Raw genomic sequence first — 19,437 nt, 5'->3', positions numbered from 1 at the left:
ACGCGGCTAATCGAGCAGCGGATTTTCAACAGTCGTCCTTTTCCCGCGCTTTTTCAGCAAATCATTGAAGGCTTCGACCGCGAGGGCATTTAGCGTGGTGTCGCTTTCGATCGCCAGCATTTTCAGCGCCCGCCAGCCATCGGCATTTATGCGAACCAGAACAGATTTGAAGGCGCCAGGATCGCGGGCACGCGGCCCGGTAGTCTTCGGTTTGCGTCCCATGGCTGCCCCGACTGATTGACTATCAAACAATCAAAACCCTATGCCGTGGCGGCGACTGATTCAAACTTGCAATACTGACAGCTCGAAACTCCGATTGCTCTATTATGTGATTGCACAATCGCACAAAATGCTGTTTACTTCCGATAATGTTTCTTCTCGGAAGTAAAGGAACCCGGCTAATGTCAACAGCCCTTAGCGTTATTTCGGACGGCTCAAACCTGCCAGCGGCTCTTGGTCCGGACCTCGCGGCGGCGGTGGACTTGGCGAAAGCAGAGAAGGCCTCCAGCACACGCAAGGCCTACGGGACAGACTTCCGGATATTCAAGGCGTGGTGCGAGGCGAGGGGCGTTGCTGCCCTACCGGCGGCCCCTGAGACGGTGGCGGCCTATCTGGCGGCCCATGCTGCAAGCTCGAGGGCATCAACGCTTGGCCGGCGCGTTGCCGCGATCCGCTATGCCCATAAGCTGGCGGGCCTCGCCCTCCCGACCGATGCAGAAGGCGTCAAGGCTACCATGCGGGGTATTCGCCGAACCTATGGTAGCGCTACGGTGCGCAAGGCGCCCGCAGTAGCCGGCAAGATGCTGGGTATGGTCGCCACGGCCCCAGACAAGCTCGCGGGGCTGAGGGACCGGGCATTGCTCTTGATCGGGTTCGGCGGCGCTCTGCGCCGGTCGGAGCTCGTCGCGCTTGATGCGGAGGATATCCAGGAATCCGAAACCGGACTGCTAGTCACCATCCGCGGCAGCAAGACCGATCAGGAACGCGCGGGCGCGACTATCGCGATTGCGAAGGGTGACATCGCTTGCCCCGCCAAGGCGCTACGGGAGTGGCTGGAAGCGTCAGGCATCGAGTCCGGTCCGATCTTCCGGCCGATCGACAAGGCGGGTACGGTGCGGCCATCTAGGCTTACGGATCGATCCGTCGCCAATATCGTCAAGGCATATGCTGGGCGCGCCGGTTTCGACGCCAGCACGTTTTCCGGTCACTCCCTGCGGGCCGGTTTCCTTACGTCGGCGGCGGGCAGGGGAGCGTCAATCTTCAAGATGATGGATGTTTCGCGCCACAAGTCAGTGGACACCCTGCGGGGCTACGTCCGGGATGCCGAGTTGTTCAAGGATCACGCGGGGGCAGGGCTGCTTTGAGTATTCGTGTCCATGTCCGCTTCTCTAATCGGCGGTCTGGGGTCAAGCGCTTTCAGACTATCCACGGCTGCGCTCCCATTTGGTGGGGAGGAGTTCGGTACTGGTGCGGAACGGGTTCGGCACCGCTTCCGAACTGAACACCCTCAACGAATGTTGGTCGTCTTAACGCAGTGTTCCCGCGACTTGGAAGGCTTGCTGTTCCACTGTCTCATGCACTGAATCGAGACGGATTTGGAATTGAGGCAGGTTGAGACAGCAAAGGCGGCGTCAATGCAAGATAAGAAGAATGAACGCTTCAAACTCGAGCCGCCTCGCTTGGACCGGCCGAATCTGCCGGGCTTGAGATGGACCAGGGGCGGGGCTTATTCGCCCGACCATGAGCAGTATGCCGCCGATCTGCGGCAGCAGCGCCAGCAAGACAAGCCGGAGCATTGCGAAGTCATTGCCGGTGGGTTGTAGCGCCCCATGGGTTGCCCATGCCACGATCCGGATCGCCGCGCGGGTCCGCCGTCTGTCCGACCGCTTGCATGGCAGTGTCGAGGGCCTGCCGTCTTTCATTAACCGCCAGTTCGCGTTCGCGGCAGAACTTGCCGACACCGCCTTTGCACTCGCGATCCCGCGCCGACATCGCGTCACTCAACGCGGCCTGCGCCGCTGCGACGGCTGGCGTCTCGCCTGACGCACGCGCAAGCGTGACATCCGCAATGTGGGTGCTTGCAAAGCCAACGCCTGCCGTTACGGCAAAGACGAACGTCATGGCCCATACGGCCCACCGCCGCTTCCGCTGGCGAAAGTCCTAGCTAGCGGGGTGTCTCAGTGTCTCAGTTCGCGAATCAAATCGTCGGTCGACAATGAGACACTTCGACCCGATGCCGAGAAATCGGTACGAATGTTTCTTCCTTTGCTGCGTACGTTGCTTTTGTGTGGTCCGGGATAGGCATTAACTTAACACAAAGCTCCGAGTTCTAGATCCGTGGGAAATCGGTTCGGTACCGATCTCGAGCTGATAACCAAGCGGGTGATTTGGCTCAGAATCACTCACCCAACTGTCTCATCCCCTGCTCCACCGCTTGCCCCGACTTGGAGGCTGGCTGTTCCACTGTCTCATATACCGAATCAATTCAGCGAGTTTGATGCTCATTCGCTGTTTCTATCCTGTAGTTTCAAGCCAATTCTACCAAAGCGCGCTCGTGCGCTCCGTTGCGCGATCCAGCCTTAGACCAGAAAGCACCTGTCTCAGTGTCTCACCCAACTGAATCGAGTTTTCAACAGAGTGTGGAACAAGGGGAACACCGCTAGCGGAGCAACCGCGAAACACTTAGATTCTGAGTGGCGCGGCTAGGCTGATCCCCGAAAATCCAATCCGCATTGGACCGCCGTCGCCATTATCTTGCGGAGGCACTTTGCGGAGGTGCTATTTTGAATAGCGAAATTGAGGCGGAGCCTAAACGTGAGCCGGACGACTTCGACCACGACGCCGCTATAGCGCGCGTTTTGGCAAGAAGGAGAAAGAAAGCCGATCAGCTTTTTAGGTTTAAAGAGAAGCAAAAGCGGCAACGTCGTTGGGTACCATTGCGTACAGTAATCGATTGGCTTGCATCGTTCAACTCGCGGGGCGAACGCACTGCGCCCGACAACGGCAAGGCTTTGCTGTTTACCGCTGAAATATGGAACGCGTTCTGCGGAAGAGACATTTTCACAAAGTTTCAGCTCGGCAGCAATGAACTTCCTTGGTGCATAATAGAGGATGCCCACCCGGAACATGCCATCTCGCGGTTTACCCGGAGTGATCTTCTAGGCGCCAGTAACGACAAGCGAATGCTGCTTGCATTGATCAAACGGCTTTGGGTGCCGCGCGTTTCGTTGCTGAATTTATTCCAGGAGAGACGCTGGCCTGTAGCACCGTGGCTCGAAGAGCCGCAATCCACATTAATCGCGAAGGAATCGCCAGCTTCGACGAAGTCCGAGCGCAATCCAAAGCGCTATTCCGAGCCTCAGGCGGAAAGATCTTATGCCAGTCGGCGGGCAGACGATTACAGGCCTACCATCGCTGAGGACAAGGTATGGGCAAAAGCCAACGGCTATCCCGTAAGGAAAATTTTAAAGCTGCGGGGAAAGTACGAAAACCGTACAGCAGGCCAAAAGAAAATCTCCGATCCCCAATAGCGCGCCGCAAATAGATCACGATTTTAGACCGCGCTATTTGCGCTACGTTGCTGCTCCATTGCCCCAAATCATAAGTTCCCGCTCAAGACAAGGCGTGCTTCAGCGGGCGTCCGCGCGCTGATCCAGGCCTTGGCGACAAAACCAAGGGAACTTGAAGCATGCGCGATAAGCTCGGTGTCGATGTTGCTACTTTCGCCGCTGATCACGGCTTGAGCGAAACGACAGTCTACAAAGAAATTAATGAAGGTAGGTTGGCGGCGGCGAAGGTTGGTCGGCGAACCATAATTTTTTGGGACGCTGGCGAGGCCTGGCGAAGGTCCTGCCCGCCGTATGCCGCGAAGAACTTTGCCGCGTGACCCTCAATTCATCAAACCCAATGAAAAACCCAGCGGCTCGACTCCTTGGCGGGATCAGCGAGCGCACCGGGTTGGATTTCACAAGGTCTTTCGAACGTGCCCGGATATAGCAACGCGCCAACAATTTGTCATCCCCAGATTGCTCGGGGAGAGATTGAAGCTCCGATAGCTGAGGGCCGCATGACCGGCATCAGCATCATCAGATCGACATTTGACTACAACTGCCTCGCTCCGGCGGACGCCGCGAGCTTGCGTGAGCACGCCAACAAGTTGCGCGGGCTGATAGCCAAATCGACCGCAGACATGATCCAGGTCGGCCGCGATCTGCTTGCGATCAAGGATCGACTTGAACACGGTCAATTCACGGTCTGGGTCGAGCACGAGATCGGCATCGGCATCCGCACGGTCCAGATGTACATGCAGATGTCCAGGTTGGCGGAGGGCAAAAACGAGACCATTTCGCTTTTGCCGCCGTCCACCGTGCGCATGCTGGCCGCCAAGTCAACGTCGCCGGAGATCGTGGAGAAGGTCATCGCGCGCGCCGGCTCCGGCGACATCTTGCCCGAGTCCGCCGTCAAGGAGATGATCTCGGACGACCGGCAAACCAAGCGCAACGCGAAGCTTGAAGCCAAGGCTGCAGCCCGCCGGTCGAAAGCCAGGGGAGCAAGGGCCGGAGCGGCAGCCAAGCGTGAGGCATGGCTCGCCCAACAGGAGTTAGAGAAGGCAGAAGATCAGGCCAAGGCGCAATCCATCATCAACCGCTTCTCGCCCGAGGATGTACGGTTCCTCGCCAACACGCTTACTTGGCGTGTTTATGATGAGTTTTGCCGGCTCGTGGAAAGCGGTGTTGCATGAGCAACACGGCATTGGAATCCGAATTGTGCGAAAGGGTGCAACGCGCTTACGCCAACTCGCGTTGTTATCCAGCGGGCGACGACCCCGAATTTGCAAGGGCTCTTGCAGAGTTTGACCCGGTAGCCAATGAGCGACCAGCGAGCAACGTTATCCCGTTCCGCAAACCACGGGGGCGCGCATGAACGCCCTCGCAAGGATTGATGACGCGGTACTGCATAATATTGTTCTTGAGCAAGAGGCTCTGGGCACGGTGCTGGTTCACAATTCCGCGCTTGAGATAATCGAGCGTGAGGTTTCGGCGGCCGACTTTTTCGAGCCCTTGCATTCTGAAATCTTTGAAGCATTCGGCCGCGCCCGCGACGCTCACGGGACCATCACACCCGCGCTTATCATCGCGTCGATCGGCGGCGACGCCAGTCAAATCATCATGGATGGAATGACGCGCGGGCAGTATATTGCGCGCCTCGCGGCAGTCGGCTGCACGCTGCCACAAGCGCAAGCATACGCAAAACAAATCCGCGAATTTTCCAACCGCCGCAGAATCTTGGTGATGGCGGAAACGATGACCAGCGCAATTCAGGCCAATCAGCCGGCGGCGGATATCGCTGGCGCCGGTATCGAGCTGTTAGACGATATCGCAATGCAGGCATCGGCGGGCGCAACGCCGCAAGTCAGTTTGCGAGAGGCTAACGACCAGTCGCTAGCGCGGATGGAATGGGCAATGCAGAACCCGGGCAAACTCGCCGGGATCAGTTGGGGCCTCCGCACTCTCGACAAGATGACGGGCGGCCTCAAGCGCGGCGAAATGCTTGTTCTGGCCGGGCGCCCAGGCATGGGAAAAACGGCGCTCGCGCTTTGCGTGGCCAGACTAACAGCGCAGGCGAACGAACCAACATATTTTCAGTCCCTCGAAATGGGGGCCGTTAGCCTATCCGATCGCAATCTCGCCGATGCGGCTTTCGAGAGAGCGCGACCGATTACCTACTATGACATTGCGAATGGCAACCTAAACGACGCACAAGCTATGCGCGTTATCGAGGCCGCAAGGCTTCAGCGCGAATTGCCGCTCAAGATCGATCCGGCCCCGGGACTGACCGTTTCACAGATCGCGGCGCGGGCTCGCAGACATAAACAAGTCTTGGAACGTCAAGGGTTGCGGCTCGGTCCCGTCATTGTGGATCACATGCATATTGTAAGGCCCTCTAACCGATATTCGGGGGCGCGTGTCAATGAGGTTGGCGAAATTTCCGCCGCATTGAAGGGGCTCGCCAAAGATTTAGACGTTCCTGTTATCGCGCTGGCGCAGCTCTCGCGGCAAGTAGAAAACCGCGATGAGAAGCGCCCGAACATGGCGGACTTGCGCGATAGTGGTTCCATCGAACAGGACGCGGACGCAATCATTTTTGTTTTTCGCCAGGCCTATTATCTGGAACGTGCCCAGGCCGAAACCCCCGACAAAGAGGCATCCCGAATTGATCGGCTAATAGATGTCAAAGATCAGCTAGAGGCCATCGTTGCAAAGCAGCGCAACGGCCCGACGGGCACGGTGCATCTGTTCTGCGATATCGCCTGCAATGCCGTCCGCGATCCGGGGGGCGAGCAATGAGGAGCGCAGGACATATCAACGTAGCCCGCTCGATTTTCGATCACCCAATGTTCGACGATGGTAAACCGCTTTCCGAACGGGAGGCATGGCTTTGGCTGATTTCCAACGCCGCTTGGCGCCCGATGCAGATCCTGGTTCGCAACGGACGGGCCGCCGAAATGCTCAATCTAGACCGCGGGCAACTTTCGTTTTCCCGATCATTTTTGCAGAAGGCTTGGCGGTGGACCTCCGAGAAGCGGGTTAGGACATTCCTAAACCGGCTTGAGAGAGAGTCAATGGTGGACCTCCTAACGGGCCAGCTTCAAACCGTCATTTCCATTTGTAATTACGGGGTTTTTCAGAACGGTGGCGCCCTCACGGGGCCAGCAAACGGGCCGGCAATGGGCCAGCAAAGGGCCGGCAATGGGCCAGAAGAAGAAAACATTATAAACATTAAAAACAAGATACTACCCCCTCCAAGCCCTCCGGGGTTCGATGAATGGTATGCGATCTATCCGCGAAAGAAGGCACCCCAGGCGGCGAAAAAAGCGTTCGCTAAGGCTCTGGCGTCCGGCCTGATTGCTCTGCCCGTCTTGATGGAAAGAACCCGCGCCTTCGCTGCGACGTGGGCGAACGAACCGAAAGACCGCAGGAAGTTCATCCCGTATCCGGCCTCTTGGCTCAATGCCGGCGGCTATGACGATGAACCGGAAGGCGGCGGCGAACCCGCGCCCGCTCCAATCAATCCGCGAACATTTGATGATGATGGCTGGCGACGGCGGCTGAAATATTTTCAGGATGCCGACAAGTGGCTTGATGAATGGGGCGCCAAGCCCGGCGAGCCCGGCTGCCTTGTTCCCCCGCACTTGATCCTAACTCCGGTTTCTAATTCCAAAGGTGCAGCATGAATTTTCAAATTAGCCAGGCGCTGCAATCCAAGCTAACCGGACGCAGCATAAACGATGCGCCCGCATTCATCGGCCCCGCAATCAAGATCGGCGCCGATACGCTTGAACGCTGGAAAGCCGCTTATCGCCACATAGACGAATGGCCGGCGGCCCTCCAGGCGATTGATGATTACTGCGCGGCAAACCCGGCCGACAACGCAAGGCAGATCGCGCGAGCGTCGGCGTGGCTGGAACGGCGCAATTTCCAAAATCGAAACGACAGCAACGAAGCAATCCGATTAGAGGAGCGTTCGTTTTGAGCAGGATGTCAGAGCTCGTCTATCCCGACGCGCCCGGCTTCAAGGTTGCTGGACCATCGGAACAAGCGGCGAAAGCCATAACCGGGAGCGCAAACAAGATGCGAGCAGCGGTGCTTGCGCAGATCGCGCAATATCCCGGCGGCGCGACGGCGGATGAAATCGCAAAGGATCTAAATCTCTTGGTCCTGAGCGTTCGCCCACGGGTTAGTGAGCTGAACCGCAATGGCGAAATTCAGCAGACCGGCGCGCGACGCAAAAACGAAAGCGGGATGACTGCCACGGTTTGGCGGGTTCGCCCGCAATCTTCCCCGCCGATAGGGGGCGAGTGATGGCCGGCAAATTTCAGGACGGTTGCGCCTATCCCCCCAGGATGATGAACGCGGACCGCGCGGCAGCTTATCTCGATATCTCGAAAACTAAATTCCTTGAGGGCGTTTCGACTAGCGTGTGGCCCGCGCCCCGGGATGTTGGCGGGTTGCCTCGGTGGGATCGTCAAGACCTTGACGCGGCGGTGGATAGCATGAGCGAGCGGAAAAAACGGCTTGCACCCGGGCGTAAATCCCTCGCTGATATGTTGGAATCCGAAGCGGCGAGTGGCACACCATAGCAAATGGGCACTGCGGAGCTGAAATATTATAGCGCGTTCCCCGACCGTCACGGGAAGATGCGGCACTATTTCCGTATCAAAGGGAAGCGTTACCCGTTGCCGGCGCCGGATTCGCCAACGTTTTCGGAAGAGTACAACGCCTTGCTTGCCGAACACGCGCCGCGATCGGCGATCATTCGGCAGGGCAGGGGCAACGGCCCGCTTGAGGGAACGCTTGATTGGGTTGTCGAAAAGTACAAAGCGGAATCGGCGCAATGGGCGAAACTCAAGCCTGCGAGCCGCGAGATTTACAATCGGCGCCTGGATTATCTGCAATCGAAATACGGCAGGGCGGACCTTGCGACCTTCACAGAGAAGGGCGTTCGCCGCATTCGCAACAATCTCAAGGATCGGCCCTCGGTCGCGGACGCTACGGTTGATATGATCGGGCGGCTTTGGCTGTTCGCCAAAGAACACCTGGATATGGAAGATATCGGGCCGAACCCGGCGGCAGAAGTTGCGACAATCCACAAGGAACACGAATCTGCGCCAGCTTGGCCGGAAGAGCTGTGCGCAAAATTCGAGGCGATAGAAAATCCTCGATTGCGCCGCGCCTACTATCTCTTGCGCTACACGGGACAACGCCGCTCGGATGTCGTCATGATGGAGCGGAAGCATTTCGACGGCACGGCTATCGAAGTGGTGCAGGAGAAAACCGGCACCTATGTTTGGATCCCCTGCCACCGGATTTTGCGCGACCATTTCAACGCGGACGGCATTGAAGGCCGCTATCTGCTTTCCAGCACTCGCGGCGATCGGTTCCGAGCGACAAGCCTAACGACGATGATCTGCAATCAATGCGCGGATTTCGGTTTCCCGGGATATTCGCCGCATGGACTGCGGCACCTGGCCGGCGCGGCACTGGCGGAAGCTGGCGCGACGCTTGAGCAGATCAAATCAATCCTAGGGCATCTGACCGACGACGAAGCCCGCAAGTACATTCAGCAGGCGAGGCGCAAGGTGATGGCCGCGGATGGAATGAAGCTTTGGGAAGTCTCGAAAAGTGGACGCTGATTGCAACGAGGAGGGGCCAACTGAGGCGGCCTCAATATTCGATGGTTACTCGAATTTGTTCGGGATGTTTATCCGGCATCACTGCTTTGCGCACGTAAATATCCCCTAGGTGTGATCCCTCTTGGTCATTGTGAATGTAGGTTCCAGCGCTATCGATTTCGCGATACCGTAGTGCACCCTCTGTCTCGTTCAGGAACCGAACAACAATCTGTTTCCTCATCGATCCGCTCCATTTTGCGGACGCGGGTATAAACTACAAAAGGGACCACTCCTTGAAAGCAAAAGAGACCATTCGACTTAATTGCAGGATAGAGGGCCAGCACCCAAGCTCGAAAGGCCGATGCTGCGGCGGGCTTTTCGCCACCCACCTCTGCGGCGCGCTTAAAGCGCGCCCACGCGTCGGGGCGCAGTTCAACCTCTGGCCTTGGTGCTTTCTTGGAGTTTGCCATGCGACAACCTTGGGAACGTCCTAGTCTTGTTCGGGAGGGCGACCCGGACCCTAATCACACATACTTCTCTGTCGGTCGCGTCTTGAGCCAATGGGAAGGTGTAGAGATACAGCTGGGCTATGTATATACTGCGGCGGTTGGAAGGCTCGGCGACTGGTGGGCGCTTTTGGAATACGGCGAGGGACGCGCATTTCTCGGACGCTTCAACATCCTTAAAGCGGCTATATCGAACCTCTTTGTAAGACTCCCAAATCAAGAGGTTGAGGGAAAGCTTGATTGCTTCCTGATAAAGGTGAACGACTTCGCGGCAAGGCGTCACGATGTGGCCCATGGTATCGTCCGCGATCGCGGTTGGGCTAATTGGCGGCTCCCGCATGATCCGGGCGACACTACGGGGTACTTCTTACTTCCGTCTCACTACAAGGGCCGCGCCTACGACTCATCGGCACTTCCGACCTACGCCTATACAGCGCAATCAATGGAAGCGCTCCGACACCATCTAATTCAGCTGGAGACGGAAGCTATGGGGATCGCTCAGCTTGTGAATCGCCACGTAAGCGACAAAGCTCGCGAAGGATACGAATAGCCGTTGCGTGAAGGGAACGAGTCCTGAACACGAAGTGGCAAACCTACCGCCCGAGACAGTGGCAAACCTATTGAAATCATTGAATATTGGCGGAAGGGGTGGGATTCGAACCCACGGTGCCCTTGCAGGCACGCCGGTTTTCAAGACCGGTGCCTTAAACCGCTCGGCCACCCTTCCAAACCAACAATATCAACCGCTTAGCGCAGGGTATTTCCGAACGCAACGCGAAGGCGAGCGAATTTAATCCCAAAGTGCGTCATTTTGAATTCCGAAACGCCAAAGGCTCGCAAAAAAGAACGTTGCAGGTCCATGCCTTGGCAGTGAACCGATTGATGACCACCGACGTTCCAGTTCCGGTTCCTGCAATGGAATAGAGGCCGCCGCTAGCGCCACTAAGCGCACCTGCCATCACGATGGCCATCGCGAGGATGATAAGTCGGTCCATTGTCGCCCCCTTCCTTCCGAAGCATAGCCACCCAAGAACCCAGCCGCCAGCGCGTCAAGGACAGCGGAAACCGAATTGTCCACCGCGATTTCCGTTTGCGCCTGGCAAGGTTGGGCCACCGCATCGCCGGCTCGCTGCGGCGCGGGGGTAACCCAGGAGGGCCAAGAGGACTCTCGACAACATCGACACGCCAAGAACGGGATTGACCAGGCAGCCCCGGAATGCTGCAGTGCGGCTATTGCGGTGCACTTGTTTCGGAGTTCGCCATGAAAGACGTTGTTGATCGGATATTGAGTATCTACGCCTCGACGCGACCGCTTGATCCCGCCCGGCTTTTAGATTCGAGACTTAGAATTACGCGCTACATCGAAAGCCTGGCTTCGGCCGGCCAGAGCGATGCGCAACAGCTGGCAACGTACGGTTTGGCATATTTGACGGAGATGCACGAGGGACGAGATCCCCGGTTTACCGGTTGCTGAGAGCCCAGCAGGCCCGTTGGTGTAGGTTCGGATGATAGTGGTGAGATCGCCAACGCTACCGTCTTGTTCGGTCGAATTCCTCCTCTTGGAGGTCCGACGGGACTTCCTTCGTGGACGGCCCAAACAAATACACCGACCCCACTTCGCGTCGATCAATTGGCCGCCCGGCCGTCTCTGAAATCGTCAGCACGATTATCGCACGGCTGGGTGCCTGATCAACGCCCGCATGGTCGAGCACATGCGATGTCGTTGCACGGCGCAACGCGTTCTGCAGCATCGATGCTTCGCTTCCAGGTCGCCATACCCGACGCAAATTGCTGCACCGCAATTCTAACGGCAATTCGGATGCCCAGAACTTGAACTAGAAATCAGCTCGCGGTTTCTTTATTGGTGGACGAAACGTCGGCGACAGTCCGGCGAGGCGGGGAGAGTTGAAATGCTGGTCGCGGTTGAGATTAGCTTGGCCCTGTGGGGCATTATTGTGTGCGCGGCGATGGAAGCAGTTCAGTTCTTCTATTTGATGCCCTAGTCAGCAAGCCATCAAACGAACTCGACGGCGGGCCAACCTATGGCGAACGGCCAGCTTATGGTGATGACGCCAGTCACGGCCAATCATGCGACAGGCCACAGCTACCTGACCCTCCGCGAGCGGTTGCGGCAAGGGTCGTTGAAGATCTCCACGTTAATTTGGGATGTTCGATCCGCGTCCTCGCTTCGCAGACTCGGCCGCCGTTGCTTCTTGCACGGCCTTGCGCAGACGCAAAAGCTCCGCATACTGTACATGCAGCGGCTTCCGGCCCGACGTCTCGATCACGTCTTTCGGCCTCGGTGATTGATCTCGGTTGCTGTTCAAGGCGGGTCTCCAGATATTGAATTAACCCGGTGTCGCGACGAAACGTCCTCGGGTTCAAACGAACAAAGCCGTTGAGCGGAATATGATCGCCCGACGGCTTTGCCCTTGGAGCCTGATTGGCGCAATGGAAGTCGCGAATTAAGCTTGATACCGGCGCGGCGGGTTAATTCTGGAACCACTGTTCGAATGAAGTCGCTATCGGCAAGCCTGTGCGACACCAAAGGGTCAATTCGTTCTTGCAGCGCTCATCCGGGGTGTTAACCTGTTTGAGTCTTTTGTTGGGGGGAATCCTTATGAAAATCCGTGCTCAGTTCTCCGCCGTCGCTTTGCTGTTCGTGATGGCATTTTCCTCGCAATCGACAGCTGCCGCCGAGACGTTGGGTGCTGGCTTTTTGGGGACATTTCCCTTTTATTGGGGTGATTATCCCTATTATGATGGTAATTACCCGCCGGCCCCCCTTATTGCGCCCTTTGGCTACTACGGGTGCCGTGCCGGGTGCTGTCGCCAGGCGGTGTGGCGGGGTAGGCGTTGGCATAATGTGACGATGTGTCACTAAATTTTTCGCGCTTGCGTTGCGTCGTCTGTCGGGCCTGGCAAGCCGCGGCAGCTCAGCCGGAGAGTGAAGCCCCTTGCGGCTGAGCCCACTGTGACGCGCAGATGCGCTACGCTGTGGAATCTGCCGCAGACCGCGTGAAATCTGGCCTCTCACATTCTAGATTTACGCAGTGGTGAGCGCGTGATCAGACCATTGCGATAAACCCGATGCTGGGAGTCGGCGCTAAAAACGTCGCGGAAACACTCGAGCAGGGATACTACGCGTGAGCAGGAAAGGGGATGGGAAGCTTCCTTCGAAAGGATGGCCATGCGAATTCTTATCGTGGCGGGTGTTGTGGTGTCGATGACCGGGCCGGCATTCGCGCAGACGCAGCCCACGCGTCCGTCTGCCTATGCAACTGCACCGACACCTCCCTCTGCATTTCCAACTGCCGCTATCAATCCTTGTTATTCATCGTTCAATCCTACCAGTCCTTGTTACACGGGTAACATGTATCCGGCTTACTCAGCGATCGCGCCGGCCGATGTTCCCAGCAGGACAGATGGACAAAACTTGCAGGGGGCTGACAGCCTCAACGAAGATCAGGCGAAACTGCGAATTGAGGCGAAAGGATATTCGAATGTTTCCGGATTGCAAAAAGACAATCGCGGAATTTGGCGCGGCGAAGCGACAATGAAGGATGGCAGGCCTGTCGCCGTCATTCTCGATCTGGAAGGCAATATCTACTCCCAATGGGCTCCACTGATTGTGATCCGTCCACTCAACCCTCCAGAGCAGTGAAGCTTTTATCAACCGAAGCAGCGGCGATTGTTATCATGACGATAGTGCCCGGGGAGAACGGCCCAGAAAAAAATCGGCGTCCAGGCTGCTCCCCGCGCCGTATCTCAGCCGGCAACAAGGCTTTGTGCTTCTTCTTCAGCTAAAACGGGTTCTTCAGCTAAAACAGGTCGCTGGCAGATCCTTGCGGCAAATATCCGTCACCAGCCTTCCGCTGGCGATAGCCTGGCGAACGGATGCGAGTTCACGCAGAATCATCAGCGCCGTCTCATCGCCACGGCGGCGGTTGCGAGCCGTGAAGACATCGTCACGAATTTGAAAACAGTCGGCTTTTGACGTCCTCAGATCAGGTCACTTTCGTCGATGAGGCCGTATCTACAGCCTCAAGGAAAAATGGTGCCAACTCGGGTGAACTTATTTTCCCGTCTGGAGAAAATCGAGCAACGAATCTGGCACCGTCCCAAAGTTCAACATCGTGCTTATCGCTGAGCTTTTTGGCCGTGGCTAGTGCAGCTGCATCGTCGGGATGATCGCTCAGAAAATCCTCGGCCCGAATAAAACGATGGCCCTCGGTCCCGAGAATATAGGCACGATAGTCTCGCATACGCCTCTCCCTTGAGGTTGACGGACACCAACAATACTCACGCGGTTGGGTTCCAAATTGGGCCAACGCGAGATTGAATTAGGCCGTCGGGTGTTCAAATCGGGCCAAGGCGCTCGACGGCGTCCAAACCGTGATGGGCCAGCGGCTGAACTTCGCCCCTTGCTTGCGCGGGTTGCTGCCTGCCGACATCCGCCTTGCGGGCTTCTCGCCGTTGTGGCTCGGGCAAACCTCGTCCTGGGAATCGACCCGGCCCGCAATCGCAACCATTGATTCACCACGCCGAACCTCTCCCCATTTCCGCCGCGTTCCCGATGCGATATCGTCGTGGCTTGATGCGGAGGTGGGCCGCATCGGAGTGTTGAACGCCGGGCGTCCTGGGGTGGGCACGCGCGCGGTGGAATGGTAATGGGGCAGATGGGGATTCGACGGCCAGATCAGACGTTCCTGATGGCGCGTAGTGCCGCGGCCGTGGCCGCATGCCTCGTTCTTGCCAACTGCGCTTCTTCGGGAAAGTTCGCCAGCCGAGTCGATCCCAAATACGGCGTTTCCTCGAGTCCGCGGGTGGTGGCGTTCGGCGACCCCGTGCCGAAGGGCGGCGGCACTTACCGTGTCGGAAAGCCCTATACCGTGGGTGGCCGGGTTTATGTGCCGGAAGAGGATGTCAATTATCGCGAGGAGGGGTTAGCCTCCTGGTACGGCGATGATTTCCACGGCCGGCAGACCGCCAATGGCGAAGTTTTCGACATGGATTCGCTGACCGCGGCGCATCCGACCTTGCCGATGCCGTGCTATGCGCGGGTGACCAACCTCTCCAACGGCAAATCGCTGATCGTCCGTGTCAATGACCGCGGACCCTACCACGGCAACCGGCTCATCGACGTCTCGAATAAGGCCGCGGAACTGCTTGAATTCAAAGGCAATGGCGTGGCGCGGGTCCGGGTCGAATACGTCGCTCGGGCGCCCCTGGAAGGCTCCGACGACCGCCAATTGATGGCGACCTTGCGCACGGGGATACCAGCGCCGTCGCCTTCACTGGTCCGGGTGGCGTCCGCCCGTCCGTTCGTTCCCGAAGTCCCGCCTCATGGCCGTCCGATCCGGGGCGAGGTTCCGATGCCGGATGAGCGGCCCTATAGCCTCGGCAATACGCCAGCTGACGTGGCCTCGATCAACGCGACGTCGGAAATGTCCGCCTCCGCCCGCCCACGTTCGGCTGGGCGTGTGCTCGAAAATCCGCGCTCGGTCGTCTACGAAAATGACGGCAGCTACGCATCCCCCGTCAGCCCGGTTTCCGCCTATGCGCCGATCGACCCGCGTGGCCCCAGCGAATTGCTGGCCGGCCGCGGGCTCTACTGAGTTTTCTTCAGGAAACCGATCAAGGCCGCGTTGACTTCCTCGGCGCGTTCCTGCTGGACCCAGTGGCCGGCGCCGTCGACGATCAGCTTTTTCTTCAGGTTCGGCACCACCCGCTCCAGCTCGGTGACGCGCTTGGCGCCGATCAGGCCGGTGATGACGGAATCCTTCGATCCCGCGATGAACAGCGAAGGCTGGTGGATCTGCGCGCCCTGCCACGGCGCGGTCAGGTCCCAGTTGCGATCGATGTTGCGGTACCAGTTCAGCCCGCCGCGGAAGCCGGACTTGCTGTAGGCCTCGGTGAAGTAGGCGAGGTCGCCTGCTCCGAGCCAGTCCGGCAGCGGCCGATTGGGCCGCGCATCGCCCAAAAATCCCTTGCCATCCTGGATGAACAGCGAGGCCGAGGGGTCTGAAAATCCGCGCCCGAGCAGGGTCCGCATCGTCAAACCGATATCGCGCTCGAACTCGGCTTCGGCGACGCCTGGAGTCTGAAAATATTGCCAGTAGAAATTGGTAATCCCGCTTTCGCGCAAGGTGTCGAGCGGCCGGGCTCGCCCGCGGAACGGCGGGGGAACGCTCAACCCCGCGACCGCCGTGAAAACGTCGGGCCGGAACAGCGCCGCGTGCCAGGCGACGGGCGCCCCCCAATCGTGGCCGATAATGACGGCCTGCTTTTGGTCCAGCGCGGCAACCAGCGCGACCAAGTCGCCCACGGTGTCGAAGATGCTGTACGCGTTGATGTCCGCTGGAGCGCTGGTTCGGCCGAAACCTCGCATATCCGGCGCCACGACATGGAAACCGGCCGCGGCAATCGCCGGGATTTGATGCCGCCAGGAGTAGGAGAGTTCCGGCCAGCCGTGGCAAAGCAGAACCAGCGGACCTTCGCCCTGTTCGAGCAGAAAAATGTCGATCCCGTTGGCGGAGATCATGCGGGAAGGTGGCATCGCTTTTCCGCCTTGTTCGCGAGATTTTGTAGGGGGGACCGGCAGCGTGTCACGATAGGATTGTTTGAGCGACGCCGCAATCGAATCGGCTCCGCGACATCGGTTGAAACCCGTGTTGTTTGCGCTACTTCCAACTGTTAGAACGCCGGCTTCAAGGCACCGCCGATGGCATTCGAAATATCAACCTCCCGCAAGGGTCAGTCCGCGCCTGCACGATTCTGGCGCGCCCTGATCGCGGCTGTGGTCGCCACCGCGGTCGGCTGCGGCGGCATGGCCTACGCCGCCAACCAGAGTGTGCAGGGCGCCAAGAAGGAGGAGGGCGGCTTCGATGGCGACGCGCCGACCGCGATCCTGATCGAAGCCACCAGCGGCAGCGTGCTGTTCGAAAAGAACGCCGACGAGTTGCGAGCGCCGTCCAGCATGATGAAGCTGATGACGGTCGAAACGATTTTTCGCGCCATCAAGCAGGGCGACCTCAAACCGACCGACGAATATCACGTCAGCGAAAACGCCTGGCGCAAGGGCGGTGCGCCTTCCGGCACTTCGACCATGTTTGCGGCCATCCACAGCAAGATTGCCATCGACGATCTCCTGCACGGCGCCATCATTCCGAGCGGCAACGACGCCTGCATCGTGCTGGCGGAGGGCATGGCCGGCAGCGAGCGCGCCTTTGCGGATATGCTGACCAAGCGGGCGCGCGAACTCGGCATGGCGAAGTCAACCTTCGCCAACTCCAACGGGCTGCCCGATCCCGGCAACAAGATGACGGTGCGTGAGCTTTCGATCCTGGCCCGCTACGTCATCCAGACCTACCCGGAGTTCTACAAACTGTTCGGCGAGAAGGAATTCACCTGGAACAAGATCCGGCAGCAGAACCGCAATCCGCTGTTGAACTCGCTCGAGGGCGCCGACGGGCTGAAGACCGGTTACACCAAGGAGGGCGGCTATGGCATGGTCGGCTCCGCCGTGCAAAATGGCATGCGGCTGATCGTCGTCGTCAACGGCCTGGAGGACCCCGACGATCGCGCGACCGAAGCCAAGAAGATGCTGGAATGGGGATATCGCAATTTCGAGTCGCGGCCGCTGTTCGCGGCACAGCAGCCAATCGGCTATGCCAAGGTGTTCGGCGGCGACAGCCGCTCGGTCAAGCTGGTCAGCCCCAAAACGGTCGAGGTCATGGTTCAGAAGAACGGCACCGACAAGCTGATCGCGCGCGTGGTCTATAACGGGCCGGTCCGCGCCCCGGTCGAGGCCGGTCAGCAGATCGGCGTGGTCCGGGTCTGGCGCGGTGCCAACATCGCCATGGAGACGCCGGTCTATGCGGCCGAATCCGTTGGCGTGGGATCGACGATGCGGCGGGCGATCGATGGCGCGAGCGAGCTCGTCATCGGAATGTTTCGCCTCGGCGTCGAGAAGCTCTGAGATGGCAGAGACACCAGTCAAGCGAGCGCCGGGGCGCGGGCGATTCATCACCTTTGAAGGCGGTGAGGGATCCGGCAAATCCACGCAAATCAAGACGCTGGCGGATCGGCTGAACGCGGCCAAGGTGCGTACCGTCGTTACCCGCGAGCCTGGGGGATCGCCCGGCGCCGAGATCATCCGGCATCTCGTATTGTCGGGGATGGGCAAGCTGCTCGGCGCGGAAGCCGAGACGCTGTTGTTTGCCGCCGCGCGCGACGACCATGTCCGATCGGTCATCCAGCCCGCGCTAAGTCAGGGAATTTGGGTACTGTGCGACCGCTTTTCGGACTCGACGCGCGCCTATCAGGGCAGCCTGGGCAAGGTCTCGCCGGCCGTGCTCAACGCGATGGAGCGCGTCACCATCGGTGATCTCAAGCCCGATCTGACCATTATTCTCGATGTCCCGGTCGAGGTCGGCATGAAACGGGCGGCCGCCCGCCGCGGCGGCGGAGCGCCCGACCGGTTCGAGGCGGAAGACGTCAGGTTTCATCAGGAATTGCGCGAGGCGTACCTGCAGATCGCCGCCAGCGAGCCGCAACGCTGCGTGCTGATCGACGCGACCGCCGAGCCCGGTGCCATCGCCGCCAACATATGGGCTGCCTTGCGCGATCGTTTCTTTGCCGCCAGCACCGACAATGTGGCCAGTTCAGCATGAGCGCGCGTCAGGTCGAAACCCAGATATCGGCGGTCCATCCGCGCGAGACCACCGCGCTGTTCGGGCATCACGATGCCGAACTTGCTTTATTGAATGCCTATCGCAGCGGGCGGATTCCGCATGCCTGGCTGATCGGCGGGGCGGCCGGCATCGGCAAGGCGACGCTGGCCTATCGGATGGCGCGGTTCGTGCTCGCGCATCGTAATCCGCTTGGCCCCGATGTGCAGCGCGCCGAGACGCTATGGGTCGATCCGTCCGATCCGGTCGCGCGCCAGGTCGCGGCAGGTGCCCATGGCGGCCTGCTGACGCTGGAACGGACGCTCAACGACAAGGGCGTGATGCGAACCGTGATCACGGTGGACGAAACGCGCGAGACGATTTCGTTTTTCGGCTCAACCGCAGCGGTCGAGGGCTGGCGGGTCTGCGTCGTCGATACCGTCGACGAGCTCAATCCGAATGCCGCCAACGCGCTGCTCAAGGTGCTTGAGGAGCCGCCGCAGCAATCGCTGTTTCTGCTGGTCAGTCACGCGCCGGCGCGGGTATTGCCGACGATCCTGTCGCGCTGCCGAAAACTGTTGTTGCGTCCGCTCGGGACTGACGACGTCATCCGCGCGGCAGCGCAAGCCACCGGCATCGCGGCCGACGATCCCGCGCTGTCGGAGGCTGCGGAAGCGGCGGAGGGGAGCGTGGCGCGCGCGCTGACCTTGCTCGGTGGCGATGCCTTGAAACTACAGCAGCGGACCGCGGCGCTGCTTTCGACCCTGCCACGCGTCGATCCGCGCGAACTGCATGCGCTCGGCGATGCGCTCGGCGGCAGCGACCGGGTGGCGCTCGCGGCCTTTATCGACAGCATCGATCGCTGGGTCAACGACCGCCTCCATGCCGACGAGGCCAATGCCAACGCGAACCTGCCGCGCCTTGCACGGCTGGCGGAGGTGTGGGAAAAGATCAACCGCGCCGCGCGCGACACCGCGGATTACAATCTCGAGCGAAAACCGCTGGTTTTCTCGGTGTTCGGGCTGCTTGCGGAAGCGACGCGCTAGGCGCCCCGCCAGCGGTCATTCCCGACAATCTGGTTTGAGCA

The 19,437-nt window shown here is 59.3% G+C and carries 20 protein-coding genes and 1 tRNA gene; 15 read left to right on the top strand and 6 right to left on the bottom strand.

From position 1 onward, the window contains the following. Nucleotides 1–6: 6 nt before the first annotated feature. A complete protein-coding gene (locus B5525_RS31285; protein ID WP_244567652.1) occupies nt 7–252 on the bottom strand; it encodes a ribbon-helix-helix domain-containing protein in 246 nt (81 codons plus the stop codon). A 149-nt stretch (nt 253–401) separates the two neighbouring features. On the opposite strand from B5525_RS31285, the gene B5525_RS31280 reads away from it, so the two are divergent. Beyond that, nucleotides 402–1,364: a site-specific integrase gene (locus tag B5525_RS31280; RefSeq protein ID WP_079574031.1), complete on the top strand. Its 963-nt coding sequence runs from the start codon at nt 402–404 to the stop codon at nt 1,362–1,364. A gap of 439 nt (nt 1,365–1,803) precedes the next feature. Here B5525_RS31280 and B5525_RS31275 read toward each other — a convergent pair whose 3' ends face one another. Beyond that, entirely contained in the window at nt 1,804–2,121 is a 318-nt protein-coding gene (locus B5525_RS31275; protein ID WP_244567651.1) for a hypothetical protein, read from the bottom strand. A gap of 662 nt (nt 2,122–2,783) precedes the next feature. On the opposite strand from B5525_RS31275, the gene B5525_RS31270 reads away from it, so the two are divergent. The 8 genes from B5525_RS31270 (at nt 2,784) to B5525_RS31230 (ending at nt 9,193) form a co-directional block, all read left to right on the top strand. Continuing rightward, nucleotides 2,784–3,530, top strand: a complete 747-nt coding sequence (locus B5525_RS31270; protein WP_079569492.1) for a hypothetical protein — start codon at nt 2,784–2,786, stop codon at nt 3,528–3,530. A gap of 158 nt (nt 3,531–3,688) precedes the next feature. After that, entirely contained in the window at nt 3,689–3,886 is a 198-nt protein-coding gene (locus B5525_RS31265; protein ID WP_079569490.1) for a helix-turn-helix domain-containing protein, read from the top strand. A gap of 45 nt (nt 3,887–3,931) precedes the next feature. Continuing rightward, nucleotides 3,932–4,741 carry a hypothetical protein gene (locus B5525_RS31260; protein ID WP_154073554.1) on the top strand — a complete coding sequence of 270 codons (810 nt, stop codon included), beginning with the start codon at nt 3,932–3,934 and terminating at the stop codon, nt 4,739–4,741. Nucleotides 4,742–4,919: 178 nt separating this feature from the next. Then, on the top strand, nt 4,920–6,347 hold the full coding sequence (locus tag B5525_RS31255; RefSeq protein ID WP_079569487.1) for a replicative DNA helicase: 1,428 nt from the start codon (nt 4,920–4,922) through the stop codon (nt 6,345–6,347). A 47-nt stretch (nt 6,348–6,394) separates the two neighbouring features. After that, a complete protein-coding gene (locus B5525_RS31250; RefSeq protein WP_154073553.1) occupies nt 6,395–7,234 on the top strand; it encodes a hypothetical protein in 840 nt (279 codons plus the stop codon). Further along, on the top strand, nt 7,231–7,533 hold the full coding sequence (locus tag B5525_RS31245) for a hypothetical protein (protein WP_079569483.1): 303 nt from the start codon (nt 7,231–7,233) through the stop codon (nt 7,531–7,533). The genes B5525_RS31250 and B5525_RS31245 overlap by 4 nt, the downstream gene beginning before the upstream one ends. Before the next feature lie 5 nt (nt 7,534–7,538). Further along, complete coding sequence (locus tag B5525_RS31240; RefSeq protein ID WP_079569482.1) at nt 7,539–7,862, top strand: hypothetical protein; 324 nt, start codon at nt 7,539–7,541, stop codon at nt 7,860–7,862. Between the two features lie 335 nt (nt 7,863–8,197). Continuing rightward, on the top strand, nt 8,198–9,193 hold the full coding sequence (locus B5525_RS31230; protein ID WP_172900009.1) for a tyrosine-type recombinase/integrase: 996 nt from the start codon (nt 8,198–8,200) through the stop codon (nt 9,191–9,193). 1,122 nt (nt 9,194–10,315) lie between these two features. Here B5525_RS31230 and B5525_RS31220 read toward each other — a convergent pair. Both B5525_RS31220 and B5525_RS44705 read right to left on the bottom strand, forming a co-directional pair. Beyond that, nucleotides 10,316–10,405: transfer RNA gene (locus B5525_RS31220), tRNA-Ser, on the bottom strand. Between the two features lie 79 nt (nt 10,406–10,484). After that, nucleotides 10,485–10,673 (bottom strand): hypothetical protein, encoded by a 189-nt coding sequence (locus B5525_RS44705; protein WP_154073552.1) that lies wholly within the window; start codon nt 10,671–10,673, stop codon nt 10,485–10,487. Between the two features lie 266 nt (nt 10,674–10,939). Here B5525_RS44705 and B5525_RS31215 point away from each other — a divergent pair, with 266 nt between their 5' ends. Both B5525_RS31215 and B5525_RS31200 read left to right on the top strand, forming a co-directional pair. Then, nucleotides 10,940–11,152 carry a hypothetical protein gene (locus B5525_RS31215; protein ID WP_079574029.1) on the top strand — a complete coding sequence of 71 codons (213 nt, stop codon included), beginning with the start codon at nt 10,940–10,942 and terminating at the stop codon, nt 11,150–11,152. Nucleotides 11,153–12,868: 1,716 nt separating this feature from the next. Next, nucleotides 12,869–13,342 carry a PepSY domain-containing protein gene (locus B5525_RS31200; RefSeq protein WP_172900008.1) on the top strand — a complete coding sequence of 158 codons (474 nt, stop codon included), beginning with the start codon at nt 12,869–12,871 and terminating at the stop codon, nt 13,340–13,342. 343 nt (nt 13,343–13,685) lie between these two features. Here B5525_RS31200 and B5525_RS31195 read toward each other — a convergent pair whose 3' ends face one another. Further along, nucleotides 13,686–13,943 carry a hypothetical protein gene (locus tag B5525_RS31195; protein WP_197687858.1) on the bottom strand — a complete coding sequence of 86 codons (258 nt, stop codon included), beginning with the start codon at nt 13,941–13,943 and terminating at the stop codon, nt 13,686–13,688. Between the two features lie 414 nt (nt 13,944–14,357). Here B5525_RS31195 and B5525_RS31185 point away from each other — a divergent pair, with 414 nt between their 5' ends. After that, nucleotides 14,358–15,296 carry a septal ring lytic transglycosylase RlpA family protein gene (locus B5525_RS31185; protein WP_079574027.1) on the top strand — a complete coding sequence of 313 codons (939 nt, stop codon included), beginning with the start codon at nt 14,358–14,360 and terminating at the stop codon, nt 15,294–15,296. On the opposite strand, the gene B5525_RS31180 is transcribed toward B5525_RS31185, so the two are convergent. Then, nucleotides 15,290–16,237, bottom strand: a complete 948-nt coding sequence (locus B5525_RS31180) for an alpha/beta fold hydrolase (protein WP_079569470.1) — start codon at nt 16,235–16,237, stop codon at nt 15,290–15,292. The genes B5525_RS31185 and B5525_RS31180 overlap by 7 nt on opposite strands. A 165-nt stretch (nt 16,238–16,402) precedes the next feature. Here B5525_RS31180 and B5525_RS31175 point away from each other — a divergent pair, with 165 nt between their 5' ends. The 3 genes from B5525_RS31175 to B5525_RS31165 are packed head-to-tail and all read left to right on the top strand — an operon-like array spanning nt 16,403 to nt 19,396. Then, complete coding sequence (locus B5525_RS31175) at nt 16,403–17,659, top strand: D-alanyl-D-alanine carboxypeptidase family protein (protein WP_079569469.1); 1,257 nt, start codon at nt 16,403–16,405, stop codon at nt 17,657–17,659. Between the two features lies 1 nt (nt 17,660). Then, nucleotides 17,661–18,353: a dTMP kinase gene (tmk, locus tag B5525_RS31170; RefSeq protein WP_079569467.1), complete on the top strand. Its 693-nt coding sequence runs from the start codon at nt 17,661–17,663 to the stop codon at nt 18,351–18,353. Then, nucleotides 18,350–19,396, top strand: a complete 1,047-nt coding sequence (locus B5525_RS31165) for a DNA polymerase III subunit delta' (RefSeq protein ID WP_079569466.1) — start codon at nt 18,350–18,352, stop codon at nt 19,394–19,396. Before tmk ends, B5525_RS31165 begins: the two co-directional genes overlap by 4 nt. Nucleotides 19,397–19,437 lie beyond the last annotated feature (41 nt).

Source organism: Bradyrhizobium erythrophlei, assembly GCF_900129505.1.
In the GTDB taxonomy this organism is placed as follows: Bacteria; Pseudomonadota; Alphaproteobacteria; order Rhizobiales; family Xanthobacteraceae; genus Bradyrhizobium; species Bradyrhizobium erythrophlei_D.
Note: the sequence above shows the minus strand (reverse complement) of the source record. Positions and strands in the feature narration are given on the sequence as shown.